We start from the raw sequence: 19,044 nt of genomic DNA on the forward strand, positions 1-19,044 counted from the left end.
CGGCCAGCCGGTACGTGCCCCGGATGCTCCGAAGTTCGGCATGGTGCGGGTACAGGATCACAATGGTCGCTTCATCGGTATCGGTGAAGTGAGCGAAGACGGGCGCATTGCGCCACGTCGACTGATTCGGTCGGAATGACCGAAACCGGTCTGTGTCAAAGCAGGCTGGCGAGGGTGGCTGTTAACAGGCACGGTCACTACTCATTTATAGATACAGGGATTTGTCCCTGGCCTGTTGAAGCTGTTTCTTTGAAACAGTTTCCTGATAAAAGGATTGCCTCATGGCTCTCGACGTTCAAGAAAAAGCTCAAATCGTTGCTGACTACCAGCAAGCTGTTGGTGACACTGGTTCGCCAGAAGTGCAAGTTGCAAATCAGACCCAAAACAACAACAAACAGAAAGAAAACATAAAGGACAACGGTAAAGATCACCACTCCCGTCGTGGTCTGATCCGCATGGTAAACCAGCGTCGCAAGCTGCTGGACTACCTGAAAGGCAAGGATCTGGGTCGTTATCAGACTCTGATCGGTCGCCTGGGTCTGCGTCGCTAATCAGCGATTGCGCTATGAGGTTGGTTGTCTGTCGGACGTCTGCGGTTTACCGCCGGCGGCTTGCAGGCTCCCAGCCTCAAGTTTTATCTGGATACACGTTTTACCCTGGACAGGCGTTGGGCCGATTCCCGACATTGCCCAAGAATTCGCAAGAAACCAGTTCCCCCAAGAGCCACAAAGAAGGTAGGACACCGTGAACCCGGTAATCAAAAAATTCCAGTTCGGTCAATCGACCGTTACCCTCGAGACTGGCCGTATCGCCCGTCAGGCCTCCGGCGCAGTATTGGTCACCGTTGACGACGACGTCAGCGTATTGGTGACTGTAGTCGGTGCAAAACAAGCCGATCCAGGCAAGGGCTTCTTCCCTCTGTCGGTTCACTACCAGGAAAAGACTTACGCTGCCGGTAAGATCCCTGGCGGTTTCTTCAAGCGTGAAGGCCGTCCTTCCGAAAAAGAAACCCTGACTTCCCGACTGATCGACCGTCCGATCCGTCCGCTGTTCCCAGAAGGCTTCATGAACGAAGTGCAGGTTGTCTGCACCGTCGTTTCCACCAGCAAGAAGACCGATCCGGACATCGCTGCGATGATCGGTACCTCGGCTGCCCTGGCCATCTCGGGTATTCCGTTCGACGGCCCGATCGGCGCCGCTCGTGTAGCTTTCCACGAAAGCACCGGCTACCTGCTGAACCCGACTTACGAGCAGCAAGCTGCTTCGAGCCTGGACATGGTCGTTGCCGGTACTTCGGACGCCGTGCTGATGGTTGAATCGGAAGCCAAAGAGCTGACCGAAGACCAGATGCTGGGCGCGGTACTGTTTGCTCACGACGAATTCCAGGTGGTGATCAACGCGGTTAAAGAACTGGCCGCTGAAACTGCCAAGCCAACCTGGAACTGGGCTCCTGCGCCAGAAGCCACCGAACTGCTGGGCGCTATCCGTGCCGAGTTCGGCGAAGCGATCTCCCAGGCTTACACCATCACCATCAAGGCCGACCGTTACGCTCGCCTGGGTGAGTTGAAGGATCAGGTTGTTGCCAAGCTGTCCGGTGAAGAAGGCCAGCCTTCGTCCAGCGAAGTCAAAGCCGCTTTCGGCGAAATCGAATACCGCACCGTTCGCGAAAACATCGTCAACGGCAAGCCACGTATCGACGGTCGCGACACCAAAACCGTACGTCCGCTGAACATCGAAGTCGGCGTTCTGCCGAAGACTCACGGTTCGGCGCTGTTCACCCGTGGTGAAACTCAGGCTCTGGTAGTCGCGACTCTGGGTACTGCCCGTGACGCACAGCTGCTGGACACCCTGGAAGGCGAGAAAAAAGACCCGTTCATGCTGCACTACAACTTCCCTCCGTTCTCGGTGGGCGAGTGTGGTCGCATGGGTGGTGCTGGTCGTCGTGAAATCGGTCACGGCCGTCTGGCCCGTCGTTCGGTTTCGGCCATGCTGCCAGCCGCTGACGTGTTCCCGTACACCATCCGCGTGGTTTCGGAAATCACCGAATCCAACGGTTCGAGCTCGATGGCTTCCGTTTGCGGCGCTTCCCTGGCTCTGATGGACGCTGGTGTTCCGATGAAGGCGCCGGTTGCCGGTATCGCCATGGGTCTGGTTAAAGAAGGCGAGAAATTCGCCGTTCTGACCGACATCCTCGGTGACGAAGACCACCTGGGCGACATGGACTTCAAAGTAGCGGGTACCGCCAAAGGTGTTACCGCGCTGCAGATGGACATCAAGATCAAAGGCATCACCGAAGAAATCATGGAAATCGCTCTGGGCCAAGCCCTGGAAGCGCGCCTGAATATCCTCGGTCAGATGAACCAGATCATTGGCCAGTCGCGTACCGAACTGTCGGCCAACGCTCCGACCATGATCGCGATGAAAATCGACACCGACAAAATCCGTGACGTTATCGGTAAAGGTGGCGCGACCATCCGTGCGATCTGCGAAGAAACCAAGGCTTCGATCGACATCGAAGACGACGGTTCGATCAAGATCTTCGGCGAAACCAAGGAAGCTGCTGAAGCTGCACGTCAGCGCGTTCTGGGCATCACCGCTGAAGCCGAGATCGGCAAGATCTACGTGGGCAAGGTTGAGCGCATCGTCGACTTCGGCGCATTCGTCAACATCCTGCCGGGCAAGGATGGTCTGGTGCACATCTCGATGCTGAGCGACGCTCGCGTAGAGAAAGTGACCGACATCCTGAAAGAAGGCCAGGAAGTGGAAGTGCTGGTACTGGACGTGGACAACCGCGGCCGTATCAAGCTGTCCATCAAAGACGTGGCAGCAGCCAAGGCTTCGGGCGTTTAATCAGCCCAAAGCGTTAGCGCAATAAAAATGCCCCGCCGTGAAAACGGCGGGGCATTTTTTTGTCTGGCATAAAGATCAAAAGATCGCAGCCTGCGGCAGCTCCTACACAGGCTGCGATCTTTGCTTTTGTGAAAACCGGTGCTAGGTTTAGCCCACCGCCCGTGTAGCTCAGCCGGTAGAGCAGCGCACTCGTAACGCGAAGGTCGCAGGTTCGATTCCTGTCTCGGGCACCATTTTCCTTCAAGGCCTCAACGGTTTTCGCGTCTGACTTCAATTGATTACGGCGTCAGCCATCTCGAAAATCTTGATCGAACCTACCTTGCTCAGATGTCCTTCGTCACGATAGATAGGAACGCGATCTATGATGCTGACGCAGGATTTTTCGTCGCAGAGGGTGTCGGAGAGTTTGACGACTTTAGTGTTCAGATCTTTCTCGACGAACTCGTAGAACGCTCTAATGTTTTTAGTTTGTTTGTCGTAAGTCTCGCGAGATTTGTTGCAGTCAGTGTTTTCACCAAAGACAATTTTCTTGCTCAGGGTTCTTTCCATGCAGAGTAGATTTTGCGTGGTGATTCCCGGAGTCGAGGAAATGACCACGACGTTTTTCCCTGTGGATCTAACGGCCTCTACAGTGACTCGCATATTGCTTTTCAAAGAGTCGAGTCCGGTGTCGACAAGTTCGATTTTTCCATCGGCCTGTCTGATCGAATTTTTAGAACCAGGGTTTGCGTGTTGTGCAAATGACGCGGCAATTATGACCGTGTCTATTTCCTTGTGATCTTTCACGAATTGCAGAACCGAATCATTGAAATTGATGCAGTTCTCGGTTTTCTTGGGGTTTGGGTTTTTCGCGTTATAGGGCGATACCCCCAGGAATGGCGGGCACGCGCTGAACGTAGCCTGACGCAAGTCGATGTGTTGAGCTGTCGCCAGGCCCGGAACCAAATGCATAGCATAAGAATCACCCCAAACAAGTGTTTTTGGTGAGGCGCTGGTTTTGCACTTGGCGTTGTCATTCAGGACAGGACTGTCGCAAGACCTGTCGAGGCCGGTGTTAGGAATACGATTTTCTACAAAATCAATTTCTGGTTTCGAAATGAAAATGATCGCGAAGTGAAGCCCAAGAACGGCCGTCGCTGTACAAGCGTAAGCTGCAAATGTTGGAAGGGGCCGCCTTCCAGCAGAGCGTAGAGGTGTTTCCACCCAATGATGGATGACGATGGCCAGTACGACAGATAACGCAACAACTCCGACTTTGATAACGATCGGTATTGGGCCTATGTAAGAGCTGTTGAGGAACACAATGATGGGCCAGTGAACCAGATAGAGCGGATAAGAAATATCACCTAACCGGGCAAGCGGTTTGAGTGCTACGAACTCGTTAAGCTTCGTACTTGAGGACAGGATGATGATAAGTGTTGCGGTGCAGACGATTAGCGCATCAAGCCCTGGATGTGGGAACCCCGTGCTGACGAATTGAATTGCGATCAACGCCACTATTGATGGAATGAGCGCCGTCTTTGAGAGCGACCTGACTCTCTCGCTGTGGATGATCAATGCACCTGCCGAACCCAAAAGAAGTTCCCAGGCACGTGAAGGCAGTAAGTAGAAAGCCGCGCTGCGATCGTTCCCCAGAAGGTAAATACAGACTGCCAGGCTGATAACGATAAGCGTACCCAACATCGCCGGCCAGTAACGGCGCGGAGTAAAAATCAGGAAGAAGGGCAGAATCAGGTAGAACTGTTCTTCTACGGCAAGCGACCAAAGATGCAGTAGCGGCTTGAAGCTCGCCGCGACATCGAAGTAACCGGTCTGCCCCCAAAGCACGAAGTTTATGCTGAAGGTCAGCGCGCCGATGACTTGAGATTGAAGATCCGCGAGCTCAATTGAGTTTAGAAAGAAAACTGAGCCAATCGAGGTCAGTACGATGGTTGCCAAGGCAGAGGGGAGTAATCGACGAGCCCTCCTCAGGTAGAAATCAGAGAATGAAAAGTCATTGTTTTTTATTTTCCTGGCGATAATCCCGGTGATCAGAAATCCGGAAATCACGAAAAAGATGTCGACACCAAGGTAACCATTTTTCAGGAATTGAATGCCGATATGGTCGAGGACAACCAAAGCAACGGCTAATCCTCTAAGCGCTTGAATGTCCTGCCTCATCAATGTCATTGCTGTTTCGCTGAAGTGTAAAAGTTTGAGTTTGACATGAATGGCCATGCAGCTTTCCTTCCTGAAGAAGTTTCCATTCCGGCAAGATTGTCGAGAGGGCTTTGGCGAGCCCCTTTTGAAAAACGGCACACTATACAGACGTGAAGGCAAAATGGTATCGGATGGAGGGCTGGCCAAGCGTGGCTTGAGGTTGTGGACATTGCTCCCCTGCCTCAGACGCTATTGAATTTTACGGCTCGAAATCCGCCTTTATGTTCCGCAGGTCAACTTTTTGTGAGAGAGATGTAAAGACCCGTGTAATTCGTCATGCAAACGTCCTATATTCGGTGCCTGCATGAGCATCGCTTAGCAGTTTTCAGATGATCCCGAATGGTTCCGAAGGCCGGAAAAAACCGCGTCAGAGAGATCCTTGATGATCCAGATCCATCCTCCATTCTTACGATCAGCGAGAACGCCATGACCGAATTAACTCAAGAGCAACGTCACGAACAAGCGCTGGAGAAATACAAACTCGACGCGCCCCAGCTGTTGGAAGAGATCAAGGACTTGAGTCCTGACGATCAGAAAGACCAGATTCAGTGGGCATTCGAAGACGAAGCCGAGGCCCAGGGCCTGCAGCCGTGGGAGCTGACGCTCAAGTACACGAGCACGCCGGAGGAGTTCGAGGCGCAGCGCCTCGTGCTGCACAAAGAGGCGGCTGAAGTGCTGGGTGTCGATTGGGAAGAGTACTGCGAGATGAATAATCTCGTCGTATAAGAGCAGCAGCGAGTCTCAAGCGGCAAGCTACAAGTCGGAGCAAAAGCGCTGTGGCTCGTAGCTTGTAGCTCGCAGCTTGCCGCTGCTGTTAAAGACTCAAGCGCATCGACAGGTCGACCGCTTTGACATCCTTGGTCATCGCGCCGATCGAGATGTAATCCACCCCGGTTTCGGCGATTGGCAGCAGCGTGCTTTCGTTGATGCCACCGCTGGCTTCCAGTTTCGCCTTGCCGCCGTTCAGGCGCACGGCTTCGCGCATGTCGTCCAGGCTCAGCTCATCGAGCATGATGATGTCGGCGCCGGCTTCCAGCGCTTCTTTCAGCTCTTGCAAACTCTCCACTTCGATTTCCACCGGTTTGCCCGGCGCAATCTTGTGCGCGGCCGCGATGGCCTGCGGGATTCCGCCGCTGGCAGCGATGTGGTTTTCCTTGATCAGGAACGCGTCGTAAAGGCCGATGCGATGGTTGTGGCAACCGCCGCAGGTCACTGCGTATTTCTGCGCCAGACGCAGGCCCGGCAGGGTCTTGCGGGTGTCGAGCAGCTTGACCTGAGTCTCGCCGACAAAATCCGCCAGGTACTGCGCCCGCGTCGCCACGCCGGACAGCAGTTGCAGGAAGTTCAGCGCACTGCGCTCGCCGGTCAGCAGTGAACGGGCCGGGCCTTCCAGGTGAAACAGTGGCTGGTTGGGCTTTACCCGCTGGCCATCGACCACTTGCCAATGCACCGCGACGCGCGGGTCGAGCTGACGAAAAACCGTATCAACCCACGCTGTGCCGCAGATGACCGCTTCGTCACGGGTGATGATGGTGGCTTTGGCCAGACGTTCGGCCGGGATCAGTTGCGCGGTGATGTCGCCGCTGCCGACGTCTTCGAGCAACGCACGGCGCACGTTGGCTTCGATTTCGGCGGTCAAATCGGCGAGACGTAGATTCGGCATAACGGGCTCCACAAACAAAGTGATTCGATTATAGGGGCATGGCGCGAGCCAACCCAAGGCGTGAACGTGCGTGGTTGACTGCATCCGGTCGAATTTCTTTGAGCAAAGGCCGGCGGACGTGGTCAATGCAAAGGGCGAGGTATAGGGGAAACCCTGACGGCTATAGCGGCGGTGACACCTTTTGCAAGATAATCCGCCTTGCATTTGACGTCATGGCTTTGACGTCCTGATTGAAATTGTGGGAGCGAGCCTGCTCGCGAATGCATTCTTTCAGTGACATTGCTGCGGCTGACATACCGCCTTCGCGAGCAGGCTCGCTCCCACAGGGGATCCGGGTTGGCTTGACCGATTGAATCACCGTTTCAGGAGGCTTGGATGCACAACGACGGGAAAGTAGTGCCTTTGCACAAGGCCGCTACGGATCAGGCGAACCATTCGCCGCTCGCCCGCCTGCCTGTGATTCTGCTTCAGGTTCGCGACAAGGCTGCGCAGCAACTGCGCCACGGCTTGCAGGAGTTGTTCGATAACGCCGACGACACCCTGTTCGAAATGGCGGATCGCGCACGCAATGACGTCGAACAGAACATCTTTTTCGAAGCCATGCGCGACCTGCGCCTGAAGCGCAAAAACATCGAGCGTGGTTTTCTCGAACTTTTTTTCGAGGCTTTCGTCGGCCTCACTCAATACGACGCCTCACCCAATGCCTTGCCACCCGCACTGATGTTCGACGAGTCGGCGCCACGCACCGATGACATGGAGCGCAGCGTGGCGATTGAGACCATGGTTGGCCGGGTGCTCAAGCGCGATGGCTTTGCGCTGGATCAACTCAGTGCACGGCTCAGCGTTTTGCTCGGCAAACCTCTCGACGCGCAGCACAACCCGCTCGCCCCGGCGATGCTCTGTGAGTACTTCTTGCAGGCCGGGCGCAACCTCGGCGTGGAGATCAAGGTCAAGCTGATCCTGCTCAAACTGTTCGAGCGCTATGTCCTCGCCGACACCGAGCAGTTGTATGCCGAAGCCAACCAACTGCTCAGCGTCACCGGCGTACTGCCCGAGCTGAAATCGGCGCCGGCGCGACGGGCGCTTGATCGCGCGATGGCCAACGTGCACAGCGAAGACAGCGACGAACCGCTGCCGGCCGACGAGGGTGTGCAAGAAGTCTTCGCCGCGTTGCAGGAGCTGTTACTGCAAGTGCGCGGCAGCGTCGCGCCGACACTCGAACCCAGCGCTGCTACGCAGCCGATCAGCACCCGCGACCTGCTGCGTCTGCTCTCGCACTTGCAACAATACGTGCCGGCACTCGCGGCGCAGGACGATTTCGATCTGCGCAATCAGCTTGAACAGTTGTTGACGCGGGTCAGCCTCAGAAGTGGCAAATCGCGGATTGTCGAGGGCGCGGACGAAGACGTGATCAACCTGATCGCCATGGTCTTCGAGTGCATTCTGGATGACCGTAATGTGCCGGATTCGCTCAAAGCGCTGATCGCGCGATTGCAGATTCCGATGCTCAAAGTGGCGGTGCTCGACAAGAGTTTCTTCAGCCGCAGCAGCCACCCGGCGCGGCGCCTGCTCAATGAAATCGCCGCTGCCGCAATGGGTTGGGGCGATAGTGACAACGAAGCGCGCGACAACCTGTATCTGCGTATCGAACAAGTGGTGCAGCGCCTGCTCACGGATTTTGTCGATGATCCAGCGATCTTCTCCGAACTGTTGGCGGACTTCCTCGCGTTCACCAGCGACGAACGCCGCCGCAGCGAACTGCTTGAACAGCGTTTGCGCGATGCCGAAGAGGGCCGGGCGAAAACCGAGCTGGCCCGGCGTCGGGTCGAACGGGCGTTGAATCAAGCGCTATTGGGCAAGGTGTTGCCGCCGGCAGTGGTGACGTTTGTTGAGGATGCCTGGAGCAAAGTGCTGCTGCTGACCTGCCTCAAACATGGCGAGGCTTCCGCCCAGTGGCGTGACGACGTGCAGACCATGGAGCAACTGGTCTGGAGCGTGCAGCGTCACAACGACGCGGAATCCGGTCTGCGTCTGTTGGCTTTGGTGCCCGGTCTGCTCAAATCGCTGCGAGATGGCCTGACTCGTGCGGCATTCGATCCTTTTGCCACCAGCGAATTTTTCAGCGAGCTCGAAACCCTGCACGTGAGGGTGCTCGAACCCGCCAGCGAGGCCGATCAGATGATCGAAGTTTCGCAGCAGATTGTTTTGCCTTCCGCCGATGAGGGCGCAATGGCGAAAAACTCTACGCATCTGCCTGACGATGCCGCTGGTTTGCGTCAGGTCGATCAATTGCGTCTGGGCAGTTGGGTGGCGTTTCAGGAAGACGAAGAACACAGCTTGCGCTGCAAACTCGCGGCAATCATCGACGCCACCGACAAATACGTTTTCGTCGACCGCACTGGCATGAAAGTCCTCGAGCGCAGTCGTGCCGCGCTGGCGGTGGAATTCCAGCGTGGCGCCGCGCGAACACTGGACGACACCTTGCTGTTCGACCGGGCACTGGAGTCGGTGCTGGGCAACCTGCGGCGACTCAATCGTTCCAAGTGATCGCGCGCCGGGTGCCGATCACGGCATACTGGACGCCAACACAGTCGGCGCTGAAGGAATCGTTATGCAGCTGGATCCCGCTAGCGGGTGGTGTCACGGGGTGCAGGTGTGCCCATCGCCCAATTTCAATGAACGCCCGGCGGGCGAAGTTTCCCTGTTGGTCATCCACAACATCAGCCTGCCACCGGCGCAATTCGCCACCGGCAAGGTGCAGGAATTTTTCCAGAACCGTCTGGATGTCACCGAACATCCCTACTTTGCAGGGATCGCCGACCTACGCGTCTCGGCGCATTTTCTGATTGAACGTGACGGCAAGGTCACCCAGTTTGTCTCCTGTCTGGAACGGGCGTGGCATGCGGGCGTGTCGATTTTTGACGGTCGCGAAACCTGTAACGATTTTTCCGTGGGCATCGAGCTCGAAGGCACCGATGATCTGCCCTTCACCGATGCGCAGTATCAAGCGCTGACCGTGCTGACCCGTCAGTTGCAAAGAGCATTTCCGGCCATCACCGGCGCCCGTATTTGCGGGCACAGCGACATCGCACCCGGGCGTAAGACCGATCCTGGCCCGGCATTCGACTGGGCGCGTTACCGCGCAGCCCTAGCACAAGAGGAAGGACAATGAGTTTTCTGGTGTTACTGCTGGCCGTCTGGATCGAGAAATTCTCGGCTCTGCGCCATCGGGTTCAACGCGATGGCGGATGGATCCGCGAACTGAACAAACTCGAAAGCAGCGAGCGACTGGCGGGTAAACCATGGCTGGTGCTGACCATTCTGGTGCTGTTTCCGGTGGCGCTGCTGGCGCTGTTGCTGGAGGTGCTGGAACCGGTGGCTTACGGTCTGCTGGCGTTGCCGGTGCATTTGCTGGTGGTGATTTACAGTCTGGGACGCGGCGATTTGCTCGGCGGTCTCGGGCCGTTCCGCGATGCCTGGCGCCGTGAAGATCTGCAAGCGGCGGCGCATGTCGCCAAACGTGATCTGGATATCTGCGCCGACAGTGGCGAAGAGCTGCTCGATCGCGTGCAAGGGCATTTGCTGTGGGAGGCCTATCAGAGCTTCTTCGCGGTGATCTTCTGGTACTTCGTGCTCGGCCCGGTGGCGGCGTTGGCGTATCGCTTGCTGGCGCTGGCTGAAGAACACGGCACGAACCCGGCGCTGGTCGAACGCGCCGCGCAATTGCGCCATGCCTTTGATTGGGTACCGGTGCGTCTGCTGGCGGCGAGTTTTGCCTTGGTTGGCAATTTCGTTGCAGTTGGCCGGGTGATGTTGCATGAGTTGCTGAACTGGAACATCAGCGCTGCGCAACTGATCAACAAGGTCGGCTTGGCAGCGGGGGAGATCCCGCCTGCTGCGGTCGGGCCGGAAGGCATTACTACCCTCGACAGTCTGTGGGAACTGCTGCTGCGCGCGGCGGTGTTGTGGTATGCCGGGTTTGCTTTGTGGACAGTTTTGATCCACTGATTTAAACAAAGATCAAAAGATCGCAGCCTGCGGCAGCTCCTACAGGGATTGGGTTTTCTGTAGGAGCTGCCGCAGGCTGCGATCTTTTTTTTCGTTAACCTTAAGTTACAAAACCTCCCGCCGATTTGAGCTATACAGTGATGGCGCCGGATAGTGGCTATCTGCTGTCGTCCCGCGCCTGCCAATAAAAACAAGAAAAACCAAGGGAGACTTCCAGTGAAGAGCTTGCTCTATCCCGCCGTCTCGCTGATGAACCGTCTGAGCTTCGGCATGAAGTTCAGCTTGATCAGCGTGCTGTTTCTGGTGCCGATGCTGGTGACCAATTTCTATCTGGTGCGCGATTCCTATCGCGAATTCCAGGGCACCCGCGTCGAGCTGCAAAGCCTCGATCTGCTGGGCAGCAGCCTGACCCTGCGCCGGGATCTGGAAACCCTCAACAATCTGGTGCAGATCAACGTCACCCTTGGCCAGTCCGGCAAGGCGGGCAACATCGAATCGAAAATCACCGCCCTTGAACAAGCCGTACTGACGCGCTTGCAAGGTCTGACGGCGATGACCGACGATCCCGAGCAGATCAAGGCTTTCGATGGCAAGCGCGATGAAATGATTGCCGCGTTCAAAGCCCAGCAAGTGGAAAGCTCCCTGCAAAGCAAAAGTGCGCTGATCGGCAAATTACTCGCCAGTGCACAGATTTTCAGTCAGATCATCACCAGTCAGGCTGGTTTGAGCCGCGACAATCAGGGCGATATTCGTCAGCTCAGCGAACTGGTCACCCTGATCACCCCCGGCGTCACCCAGACCCTCGGCGAAGGCCGGGCAATTGGCTCGTACTCGCTGGCGCAGGGCTTTCTCAACAGTGCCTCCAGCACGCGTTTCGACGAACTGTTGGTGAAGATCGAAAAACTCCAGGGCGAGTACGGTTTGAAACTGCAGGACGCCCTCGCTTCCAGCAAAGCCGCGCGGGACGACCTCAGCGTCGAGGCCGACAACAGTAAGGCATCGCTGAAGCAAGCCAGCGAACTGTTCGAAGAACAGGTGGTGATGGCGGACACCCTCGATGCGCCGTGGCAGGCGTTTTACGACCAGGTCACCGCGTTGATGGATAAAACCTACGCGCTCAACGAAGCTTCGCTGAAATTTCTCGACAGCCAACTGCAGCAACGTCTGGCGCATAACCGCACGCACATGATCTTGCAGGCGGTGGCGCTGTCGGTGGTGTTTGTGCTGATTTTTTATCTCTATGGCGGTTTCTACGCTTCGACCCGCACCACGCTCAAACGCCTCGGCGCGATGATGGACAAGGTTGCGGCGGGTGACATGACGGTCAACTTCAAAGCCAATAGCCGCGATGAGTTGGGTGAATTGGGCGAAGTGTTTAACGGCACGGTGAAGAAGATTCACGACTTGATTGAGCGCGTTGGCCAGACCGTCGGTGAGGTCGAGCGCCAAGCCGGGCAGGTTGAAAATGTTTCCGCGCAGAGCAATCAGGCAGTGGCGGGGCAACGCACGCAGATCGAGCAAGTGGCGACGGCGATGAACCAGATGTCGGCTACCTCGCTGGAAGTCGCGCGCAGTGCCGCAGCGGCCGTGAACAGCGCCCACAGTGTCAACAACGAGACCCTCAGCGGGCGTGGATTGGTCGAGTCGCAGCAGGGCAGCATTGCTGCGCTGGCCAGCGAGATCGATCAGTCGGTGCTGGTGATCAATCAGTTGGCGAGCGACAGTCAGTCGATCAGCCGCGTATTGGAAGTGATCAAAAGCATCGCTGAACAGACCAATTTGCTGGCGCTCAACGCCGCAATCGAAGCCGCGCGGGCTGGCGAGCAGGGCCGCGGTTTTGCGGTAGTGGCGGACGAAGTACGCACCTTGGCTAAACGCACACAGCAATCGACCGAAGAAATCGAGCAGATGATCGCCAAGTTGCATGGCGGTGTCGGCGCGGCGGTGAAGGCCATGGGCGTCAGCCATCAGATGGCCAATGGCACGGTCGGGCAGTCGGAAAAAGTACAGCAGGCCTTGGAAAACATACTCGGCGCTGTGGGCATGATCGTCGATCAGAACCAGCAGATTGCGGCGGCGGTGGAGCAGCAAACGGCGGTGGCCCATGACATTGACCAGAACATCGTCGAAATCAATCGTGCCGGCGAACGCACGGCGCAAGGCGCGCACCAGACCGAAGACGCCAGTCGCGCGTTGTCTGCCCAGGTCGTCGAGCTAAAACAACTTATCAGCGCCTTCCGCGTCTGAGCCGTTTCTTAAAACTTGTGCGAACCTTTGTGGCGAGGGGATTTATCCCCGCTGGGCTGCGAAGCAGCCCCAAAACCTGTGATCGAGTATCTATCTGATACACCGGGTGAAAGGATTTGCGACTGCTGCGCAGCCGAACGGGGATAACTCCCCTCACCACAAAAGCCCGTCCCCACAGTAACCGTGTTACCAGCCAAACACTTCGCAGCTGTTGGCGGTGCTGGCGGCGGCGAGTTGTTGTGGGGTGATCTTCATCAATTCAGCCAATGCCGCGCAAATCGCCGGCAAGTGCGCCGGTGTATTGCGGACACCTGGGAACATCGCCGGCGCCATGTCCGGTGAATCGGTTTCCAGCACTATCGAGTCCAGCGGCAAGTCCGCCAATACCCGATGCATACGCAACGCCTGCGGCCACGTCGGCGCGCCGCCCAGACCCAGTTTGAAACCGAGTTTGATGTACTCCCGCGCCTCTTCCCGGCTGCCGGCAAAGGCGTGGATGATCCCCGCGCGTTTGAGCTTGAAGCGCTTGAGCGTAGCGATCACCGCCGCGTGGCTGCGGCGCACATGGATCAACGCCGGCAATTGAAAATCCGCCGCCAGTTGCAGTTGTGCTTCGAACAGCGACTGTTGCCGCTCGCGATCCAGCATTTCGATGAAGTAATCCAGACCGATCTCGCCGACCGCGCACAACTGTCGATGACCCTTTAATCGAGTCAGCCAATCACCGAGTGCCGTCAAATCTTCAGGACGATGCTGATCGAGATACACCGGGTGCAAGCCGAACGCCGCGTGCAAATCAGCATCGCTCTGCACCAGATCCCACACCCGTTGCCAGTTGCCCTCGTACACGCCCAACACCACCATCCGCCGCACCCCGAGGGCGCGGCTCTCGGCGAGCAACGCCGGTCGATCGGCGTCGAAGTCGGGGAAGTCGAGGTGGGTGTGGCTGTCGATCAGCTCCACGGCTCAGTCCCGGTGAATACGCTGCTTGAAGGTTCGCGCAATGGCCTGCACGCCGGGCTTGTATTCCGATTGCTCGACGGCAGCGAGCGCCAGTTCCAGCGCCTTGTCGGCGATCAATTGGTGCTGCTGGGCCATGGCATTGACCGGCAACGGCAGGAAATCCAGCAACTGCGTGTCGCCAAAGGTGCCGAGGCGCAGCGGCCGCGATTTCAACGGGAAGTCATGCAGCGCATCGAACACGCCCTGCAACAGCACGTAGGAAGTCGTTACCAAGGCGTCGGGCAAATGCCCCAGACGTTGCAGGAGTTCTTCCATCAATTGCTTGCCACATTCGCGGCTGAAGGCTTCGGCGTGCTCGACCAGCACTTCGCCTTTGAAGTCGGCCAAGGCTTGTTTGAAACCGGCGGCACGTTCCTGGCTGATACTCAGCTCAGGGCGCGCACCGAGCAGCACGATTTGCTTGAGCTGCGGTTCGAGCAGGCTTTGCGTCAGGTGCTGACTGGCCTCGCGGTCGTCACTGATCACCGAGCAAAAATGCTCCGGCTCCATGACCCGGTCGATGGCGATGATCGGCGTGCCCTTGGCCTGCAACTGCCGATAACTGTCATCACCGGCCGGCAGGCAACTGGCGACAATCAGCGCATCGCAACGACGCGCGCGGAACAGTTGCAGCAACTGGCGCTCGCTGTCCGGCGCATCGTCGGAGCTGGCGATCAGCAACTGATAACCGCGCGCCCGCGCACCTTGCTCCAGCAGCTTGGCGATCCGTGCGTAACTGGGGTTTTCCAGATCCGGCAGGATAAAACCCAGCGTGCGCGTATGCCGACTGCGCAGCCCGGCCGCTTGAGGATTGGGTGTAAAGCCATGCAGATCGACCACCGCGCGCACACGTTCGACGGTGGCGGTGCTGATGCGCTGCTGTTCGGCCTTGCCGTTGATGACGTAGCTGGCGGTGGTCACGGACACTCCGGCCAACCGCGCGATATCACTGAGTTTCAACCCGGGATTTCCTTGTTTTTTCGAGCTTGCCGCAACATTTTCGCCAATCCTACCCGATTAGGGCAGACGACTATTGTCGCAACGCATCCGACAAGTTGGACTTCAAGGATGGGACATTATCGAGTAACGTGCCGATCAATCTAGATTAAACGTTTCAGCAAGCGTATTTTCTAAGTTTTAGACGCCTTTGGCCGGTTCTGCCGTGAAACCGCCAAAACTGCCGCTGAAAAGCGAAGCAATCCAGCGCCTAAGCTGTGACCATTCAAAACAATACCTGGCGCATCCAGCGTCAAAAAGGAGATTGCATGCTCGAGCTCACTATAGAGCAGATATCCATGGGCCAATCGGCTGTGGATAAACCCGCTGCCTTGCAACTGCTGGCCGATCATCTGGTGGCGGATGGTCTGGTCGCCGATGGCTATCTCGCCGGTTTGCAGGCCCGGGAAGCGCAGGGCTCGACCTTTCTCGGTCAAGGTATTGCCATTCCCCACGGCACCCCGGAAACCCGCGATCAGGTGTTCGCCACTGGCGTGCGCCTGATGCAGTTCCCTGAGGGTGTGGATTGGGGCGATGGCCAGATCGTTTATCTGGCGATCGGCATCGCGGCCAAATCCGACGAACATTTACGTCTGCTGCAACTGCTGACCCGCGCCCTCGGCGAGACCGATCTGGGCCAGGCCCTGCGTCGCGCCAGTTCGCCTGAAGCGCTGCTGAAACTGCTGCAAGGCGCGCCGCAGGAACTGGCGCTGGATGCACAGATGATCGGCCTCGGCGTGTCGGCTGACGATTTCGAAGAACTGGTCTGGCGCGGCGCGCGTCTGCTGCGTCAGGCTGATTGTGTGAGCAACGGTTTCTCGGCGGTGCTGCAACAGGTCGAAGCGCTGCCGCTGGGCGATGGCTTGTGGTGGTTGCACAGCGAGCAAACGGTGAAGCGTCCGGGCCTGGCGTTCGTCACGCCGGACAAACCGATGCGCTACCTCGGCCAGCCGCTCAGTGGTTTGTTCTGTCTGGCCAGCCTTGGCGAAGCGCACCAAGCGCTGCTCGAACGTCTGTGTGCGTTGCTGATCGAAGGTCGCGGTCATGAATTGGGTCGCGCCACCAGCAGCCGTAAAGTCCTCGAAGTGCTCGGCGGTGAACTGCCTGCCGACTGGCCGAGCGCGCGCATTGCGCTGGCCAACGCCCACGGCTTGCACGCGCGTCCGGCGAAGATCCTCGCACAACTGGCGAAAAGTTTTGATGGCGAGATTCGTGTGCGCATTGTCGACGGCCAGGACAGCGCCGTGTCGGTGAAGAGTTTGAGCAAACTGCTCAGCCTCGGCGCCCGTCGTGGTCAGGTGCTGGAGCTGATTGCCGAGCCGAGCATCGCTGCCGACGCCTTGCCGGCGTTGCTCGCTGCTATCGAAGAAGGCCTTGGCGAAGAAGTCGAGCCGCTGCCCGCCATCAGCGAACAACGCGAAGTCTTTGCCGACATCGCCGAAGTGGTGATTGCCCCGGCGTCCGGCACTCAGTTGCAAGCCATCCCCGCCGCGCCCGGCATCGCCATCGGCCCGGCGCACATTCAAGTGCAGCAAACCATCGATTACCCGATGCGTGGCGAGTCCGCCGCGATCGAACGCGAGCGTCTCAAGCAAGCGCTTAGCGATGTGCGCAACGACATTCAAGGCCTGATCGAACGCAGCAAGGCCAAAGCCATCCGCGAGATCTTCATCACCCATCAGGAGATGCTCGACGACCCGGAACTCACCGACGAAGTCGACACCCGCCTCAAGCAAGGCGAAAGCGCCGAAGCGGGGTGGATGGCGGTGATCGAAGCAGCGGCGAAACAACAGGAATCGCTGCAAGACGCCTTGCTCGCCGAGCGCGCGGCGGATCTGCGTGACATCGGCCGCCGCGTGCTGGCGCAACTGTGTGGTGTGCAAACCCCGAGCGAGCCTGAGCAACCGTACATTCTGGTGATGGACGAGGTCGGCCCGTCCGACGTCGCGCGGCTGGATCCGGCGCGTGTGGCGGGGATTCTCACCGCGCGCGGCGGCGCTACGGCGCACAGTGCAATCGTTGCGCGAGCGCTCGGGATTCCGGCGCTGGTCGGTGCTGGCGCCGCAGTGTTGTTGCTGGCGCCGGGCACGCCGTTGCTGCTCGATGGCCTGCGCGGTCGCCTGCACGTCGATGCCGATGCGGCGACCCTGCAACGAGCCACTGAAGAACGCGACACCCGCGAACAACGCTTGAAAATCGCTGCCGAACAACGCCATCAACCGGCGCACACCACTGACGGTCACGCCGTCGAAGTCTTCGCCAACATCGGTGAAAGCGCGGGCGTAATCAGCGCGGTAGAGCAGGGCGCCGAAGGCATCGGTCTACTGCGCACCGAACTGATTTTCATGGCCCATTCGCAAGCGCCGGACGAGGCCACGCAAGAAGCCGAATACCGCCGTGTGCTCGACGGCCTCGCCGGGCGTCCGCTGGTCGTTCGCACGCTGGATGTCGGCGGCGACAAACCGCTGCCGTATTGGCCGATCGCCAAAGAAGAAAACCCGTTCCTCGGCGTGCGCGGCATTCGCCTGACCTTGCAGCGTCCGCAGATCATGGAAGCGCAATTGCGCGCCTTGCTGCGGTCGGCGGACAACCGTCCGTTGCGGATCATGTTCCCGATGGTCGGCAGCGTTGAAGAGTGGCGTCAGGCCCGCGACATGACTGAGCGTCTGCGTCAGGAAATCCCGGTCGCCGATCTGCAACTGGGGATCATGATCGAAGTGCCTTCCGCCGCGTTGCTCGCGCCGGTGCTGGCCAAGGAAGTCGACTTCTTCAGCGTCGGCACCAACGACCTCACGCAATACACCCTGGCCATCGACCGTGGTCATCCGACCTTGTCGGCGCAGGCGGACGGCCTGCACCCGGCAGTGCTGCAACTGATCGACATCACCGTGCGCGCGGCCCATGCCCATGGCAAGTGGGTCGGTGTTTGCGGTGAGTTGGCGGCGGATCCGCTGGCGGTGCCGGTGCTGGTTGGTCTCGGTGTCGATGAACTCAGCGTGTCCGGGCGCAGCATTGCCGAAGTGAAAGCACGCATCCGCGAACTCAGCCTGACCCAGGCGCAATCCCTTGCTCAACACGCCCTGGCCGTGGGCAGCGCCAACGAAGTGCGCGCATTAGTGGAGGCCCTGTAATGGCCAAGATTCTTACCCTGACCCTCAACCCGGCGCTCGACCTCACCGTCGAACTGCCACGGCTGGACGCCGGTCAGGTCAACCGCAGCGACGAGATGCACACCCATGCCGCCGGCAAAGGCGTGAACGTCGCGCAGGTGCTCGCCGACCTCGGTCATCAACTGACGGTCAGTGGCTTCCTCGGCGAAGACAACCTGCAAGCGTTCGAAACCCTGTTCGCCAAGCGCGGTTTTGTCGACGCATTCATCCGCGTGCCGGGCGAGACGCGCAGCAATATCAAAGTGGCTGAACAGGATGGACGCATCACCGACATCAACGGCCCGGGGCCGGTGGTCGATGCTGTCGCGCAGCAGGCGTTGCTTGATCGTTTGGTGCAGATTGCACCAGGTCATGACGCGGTGGTGGTCGCCGGCAGTTTGCCGCGTGGCGTGACGGCGCAGTGGTTGCGTGAACTGATCGAACGGCTCAATCAGCTCGGCTTGAAAGTCGCCCTCGACTCCAGCGGCGAAGCGTTGCGCGAAGCGTTGAAAGCCAGTCCATGGCTGATCAAGCCGAACACTGAAGAACTCGCCGATGCGCTCGGTTGCGAGGTGGTTTCGCACACGGCGGAAGCGCAGGCAGCGGCGCGTTTGCATGCGCAAGGCATCGAGCACGTGGTGATCTCCCACGGTGCTGACGGCGTGAACTGGTTCAGCGTCGGTTCGGCACTGCACGCCACGCCGCCGAAAGTCAGCGTCGCCAGCACGGTCGGTGCCGGTGATTCATTGCTGGCCGGCATGCTCCACGGTTTGCTCAGCGCCGACACGCCTGAACAAACCTTGCGCACAGCCACTGCGATTGCGGCGATGGCGGTGACCCAGATCGGTTTCGGCATCCACGACCGCGCGCAACTGGCGCAGCTCGAACAGGGCGTGCGCGTGCGCCCCCTGACAGAACAATAAGAGGGTT

Annotated in this window: 14 protein-coding genes and 1 tRNA gene; 11 read left to right on the forward strand and 4 right to left on the reverse strand. The window is 58.5% G+C overall.

The genetic code is table 11. The features are described 5' to 3' along the window. The 4 genes from ACIOMO_RS22175 to ACIOMO_RS22190 form a co-directional block, all read left to right on the forward strand. A partial coding sequence (locus ACIOMO_RS22175; RefSeq protein ID WP_401243647.1) for a tRNA pseudouridine(55) synthase TruB occupies window positions 1-139 on the forward strand: 139 nt, incomplete at its 5' end. A 142-nt stretch (window positions 140-281) separates the two neighbouring features. Further along, on the forward strand, window positions 282-551 hold the full coding sequence (rpsO, locus tag ACIOMO_RS22180; protein WP_401243595.1) for a 30S ribosomal protein S15: 270 nt from the start codon (window positions 282-284) through the stop codon (window positions 549-551). Between the two features lie 193 nt (window positions 552-744). Beyond that, on the forward strand, window positions 745-2,850 hold the full coding sequence (gene pnp / locus ACIOMO_RS22185; protein WP_401243597.1) for a polyribonucleotide nucleotidyltransferase: 2,106 nt from the start codon (window positions 745-747) through the stop codon (window positions 2,848-2,850). A 157-nt stretch (window positions 2,851-3,007) separates the two neighbouring features. Next, window positions 3,008-3,083, forward strand: a tRNA-Thr gene (locus ACIOMO_RS22190). Between the two features lie 37 nt (window positions 3,084-3,120). Here the strand turns inward: ACIOMO_RS22190 and ACIOMO_RS22195 are convergent. Then, window positions 3,121-5,067 (reverse strand): acyltransferase family protein, encoded by a 1,947-nt coding sequence (locus tag ACIOMO_RS22195; RefSeq protein ID WP_401243599.1) that lies wholly within the window; start codon window positions 5,065-5,067, stop codon window positions 3,121-3,123. Between the two features lie 408 nt (window positions 5,068-5,475). On the opposite strand from ACIOMO_RS22195, the gene ACIOMO_RS22200 reads away from it, so the two are divergent. Continuing rightward, window positions 5,476-5,775, forward strand: a complete 300-nt coding sequence (locus tag ACIOMO_RS22200; protein WP_159812909.1) for a DUF6388 family protein — start codon at window positions 5,476-5,478, stop codon at window positions 5,773-5,775. Between the two features lie 88 nt (window positions 5,776-5,863). Here the strand turns inward: ACIOMO_RS22200 and nadC are convergent, their stop codons facing one another. After that, window positions 5,864-6,712: a carboxylating nicotinate-nucleotide diphosphorylase gene (gene nadC, locus ACIOMO_RS22205; protein ID WP_401243601.1), complete on the reverse strand. Its 849-nt coding sequence runs from the start codon at window positions 6,710-6,712 to the stop codon at window positions 5,864-5,866. A gap of 375 nt (window positions 6,713-7,087) precedes the next feature. Here nadC and ACIOMO_RS22210 point away from each other — a divergent pair, with 375 nt between their 5' ends. The 4 genes from ACIOMO_RS22210 (at window position 7,088) to ACIOMO_RS22225 (ending at window position 12,967) form a co-directional block, all read left to right on the forward strand. Further along, the gene (locus ACIOMO_RS22210; RefSeq protein WP_401243603.1) at window positions 7,088-9,259 is read left to right on the forward strand and encodes a DUF1631 domain-containing protein; all 2,172 of its coding nucleotides are present in this window, start codon (window positions 7,088-7,090) and stop codon (window positions 9,257-9,259) included. Window positions 9,260-9,323: 64 nt separating this feature from the next. Then, on the forward strand, window positions 9,324-9,884 hold the full coding sequence (ampD, locus tag ACIOMO_RS22215; RefSeq protein ID WP_053117041.1) for a 1,6-anhydro-N-acetylmuramyl-L-alanine amidase AmpD: 561 nt from the start codon (window positions 9,324-9,326) through the stop codon (window positions 9,882-9,884). Next, entirely contained in the window at window positions 9,881-10,720 is an 840-nt protein-coding gene (gene ampE / locus ACIOMO_RS22220; protein ID WP_401243606.1) for a regulatory signaling modulator protein AmpE, read from the forward strand. The genes ampD and ampE overlap by 4 nt, the downstream gene beginning before the upstream one ends. Before the next feature lie 1,542 nt (window positions 10,721-12,262). Beyond that, complete coding sequence (locus ACIOMO_RS22225; protein WP_371262360.1) at window positions 12,263-12,967, forward strand: methyl-accepting chemotaxis protein; 705 nt, start codon at window positions 12,263-12,265, stop codon at window positions 12,965-12,967. A gap of 186 nt (window positions 12,968-13,153) precedes the next feature. On the opposite strand, the gene ACIOMO_RS22230 is transcribed toward ACIOMO_RS22225, so the two are convergent. Then, window positions 13,154-13,930: a TatD family hydrolase gene (locus tag ACIOMO_RS22230; protein ID WP_401243608.1), complete on the reverse strand. Its 777-nt coding sequence runs from the start codon at window positions 13,928-13,930 to the stop codon at window positions 13,154-13,156. A 3-nt stretch (window positions 13,931-13,933) separates the two neighbouring features. Next, window positions 13,934-14,929: a catabolite repressor/activator gene (gene cra, locus ACIOMO_RS22235; RefSeq protein ID WP_212544096.1), complete on the reverse strand. Its 996-nt coding sequence runs from the start codon at window positions 14,927-14,929 to the stop codon at window positions 13,934-13,936. A 305-nt stretch (window positions 14,930-15,234) separates the two neighbouring features. Between cra and ptsP the strand changes: the two genes are divergently transcribed. Both ptsP and pfkB read left to right on the forward strand, forming a co-directional pair. After that, window positions 15,235-18,096: a phosphoenolpyruvate--protein phosphotransferase gene (gene ptsP, locus ACIOMO_RS22240; protein WP_401243610.1), complete on the forward strand. Its 2,862-nt coding sequence runs from the start codon at window positions 15,235-15,237 to the stop codon at window positions 18,094-18,096. Next, window positions 18,096-19,037, forward strand: a complete 942-nt coding sequence (pfkB, locus tag ACIOMO_RS22245; protein WP_401243612.1) for a 1-phosphofructokinase — start codon at window positions 18,096-18,098, stop codon at window positions 19,035-19,037. The genes ptsP and pfkB overlap by 1 nt, the downstream gene beginning before the upstream one ends. Window positions 19,038-19,044 lie beyond the last annotated feature (7 nt).

It is taken from the genome of Pseudomonas sp. NPDC087804 (assembly GCF_044742965.1).
GTDB classification, from domain to species: domain Bacteria; phylum Pseudomonadota; class Gammaproteobacteria; order Pseudomonadales; family Pseudomonadaceae; genus Aquipseudomonas; species Aquipseudomonas rustica.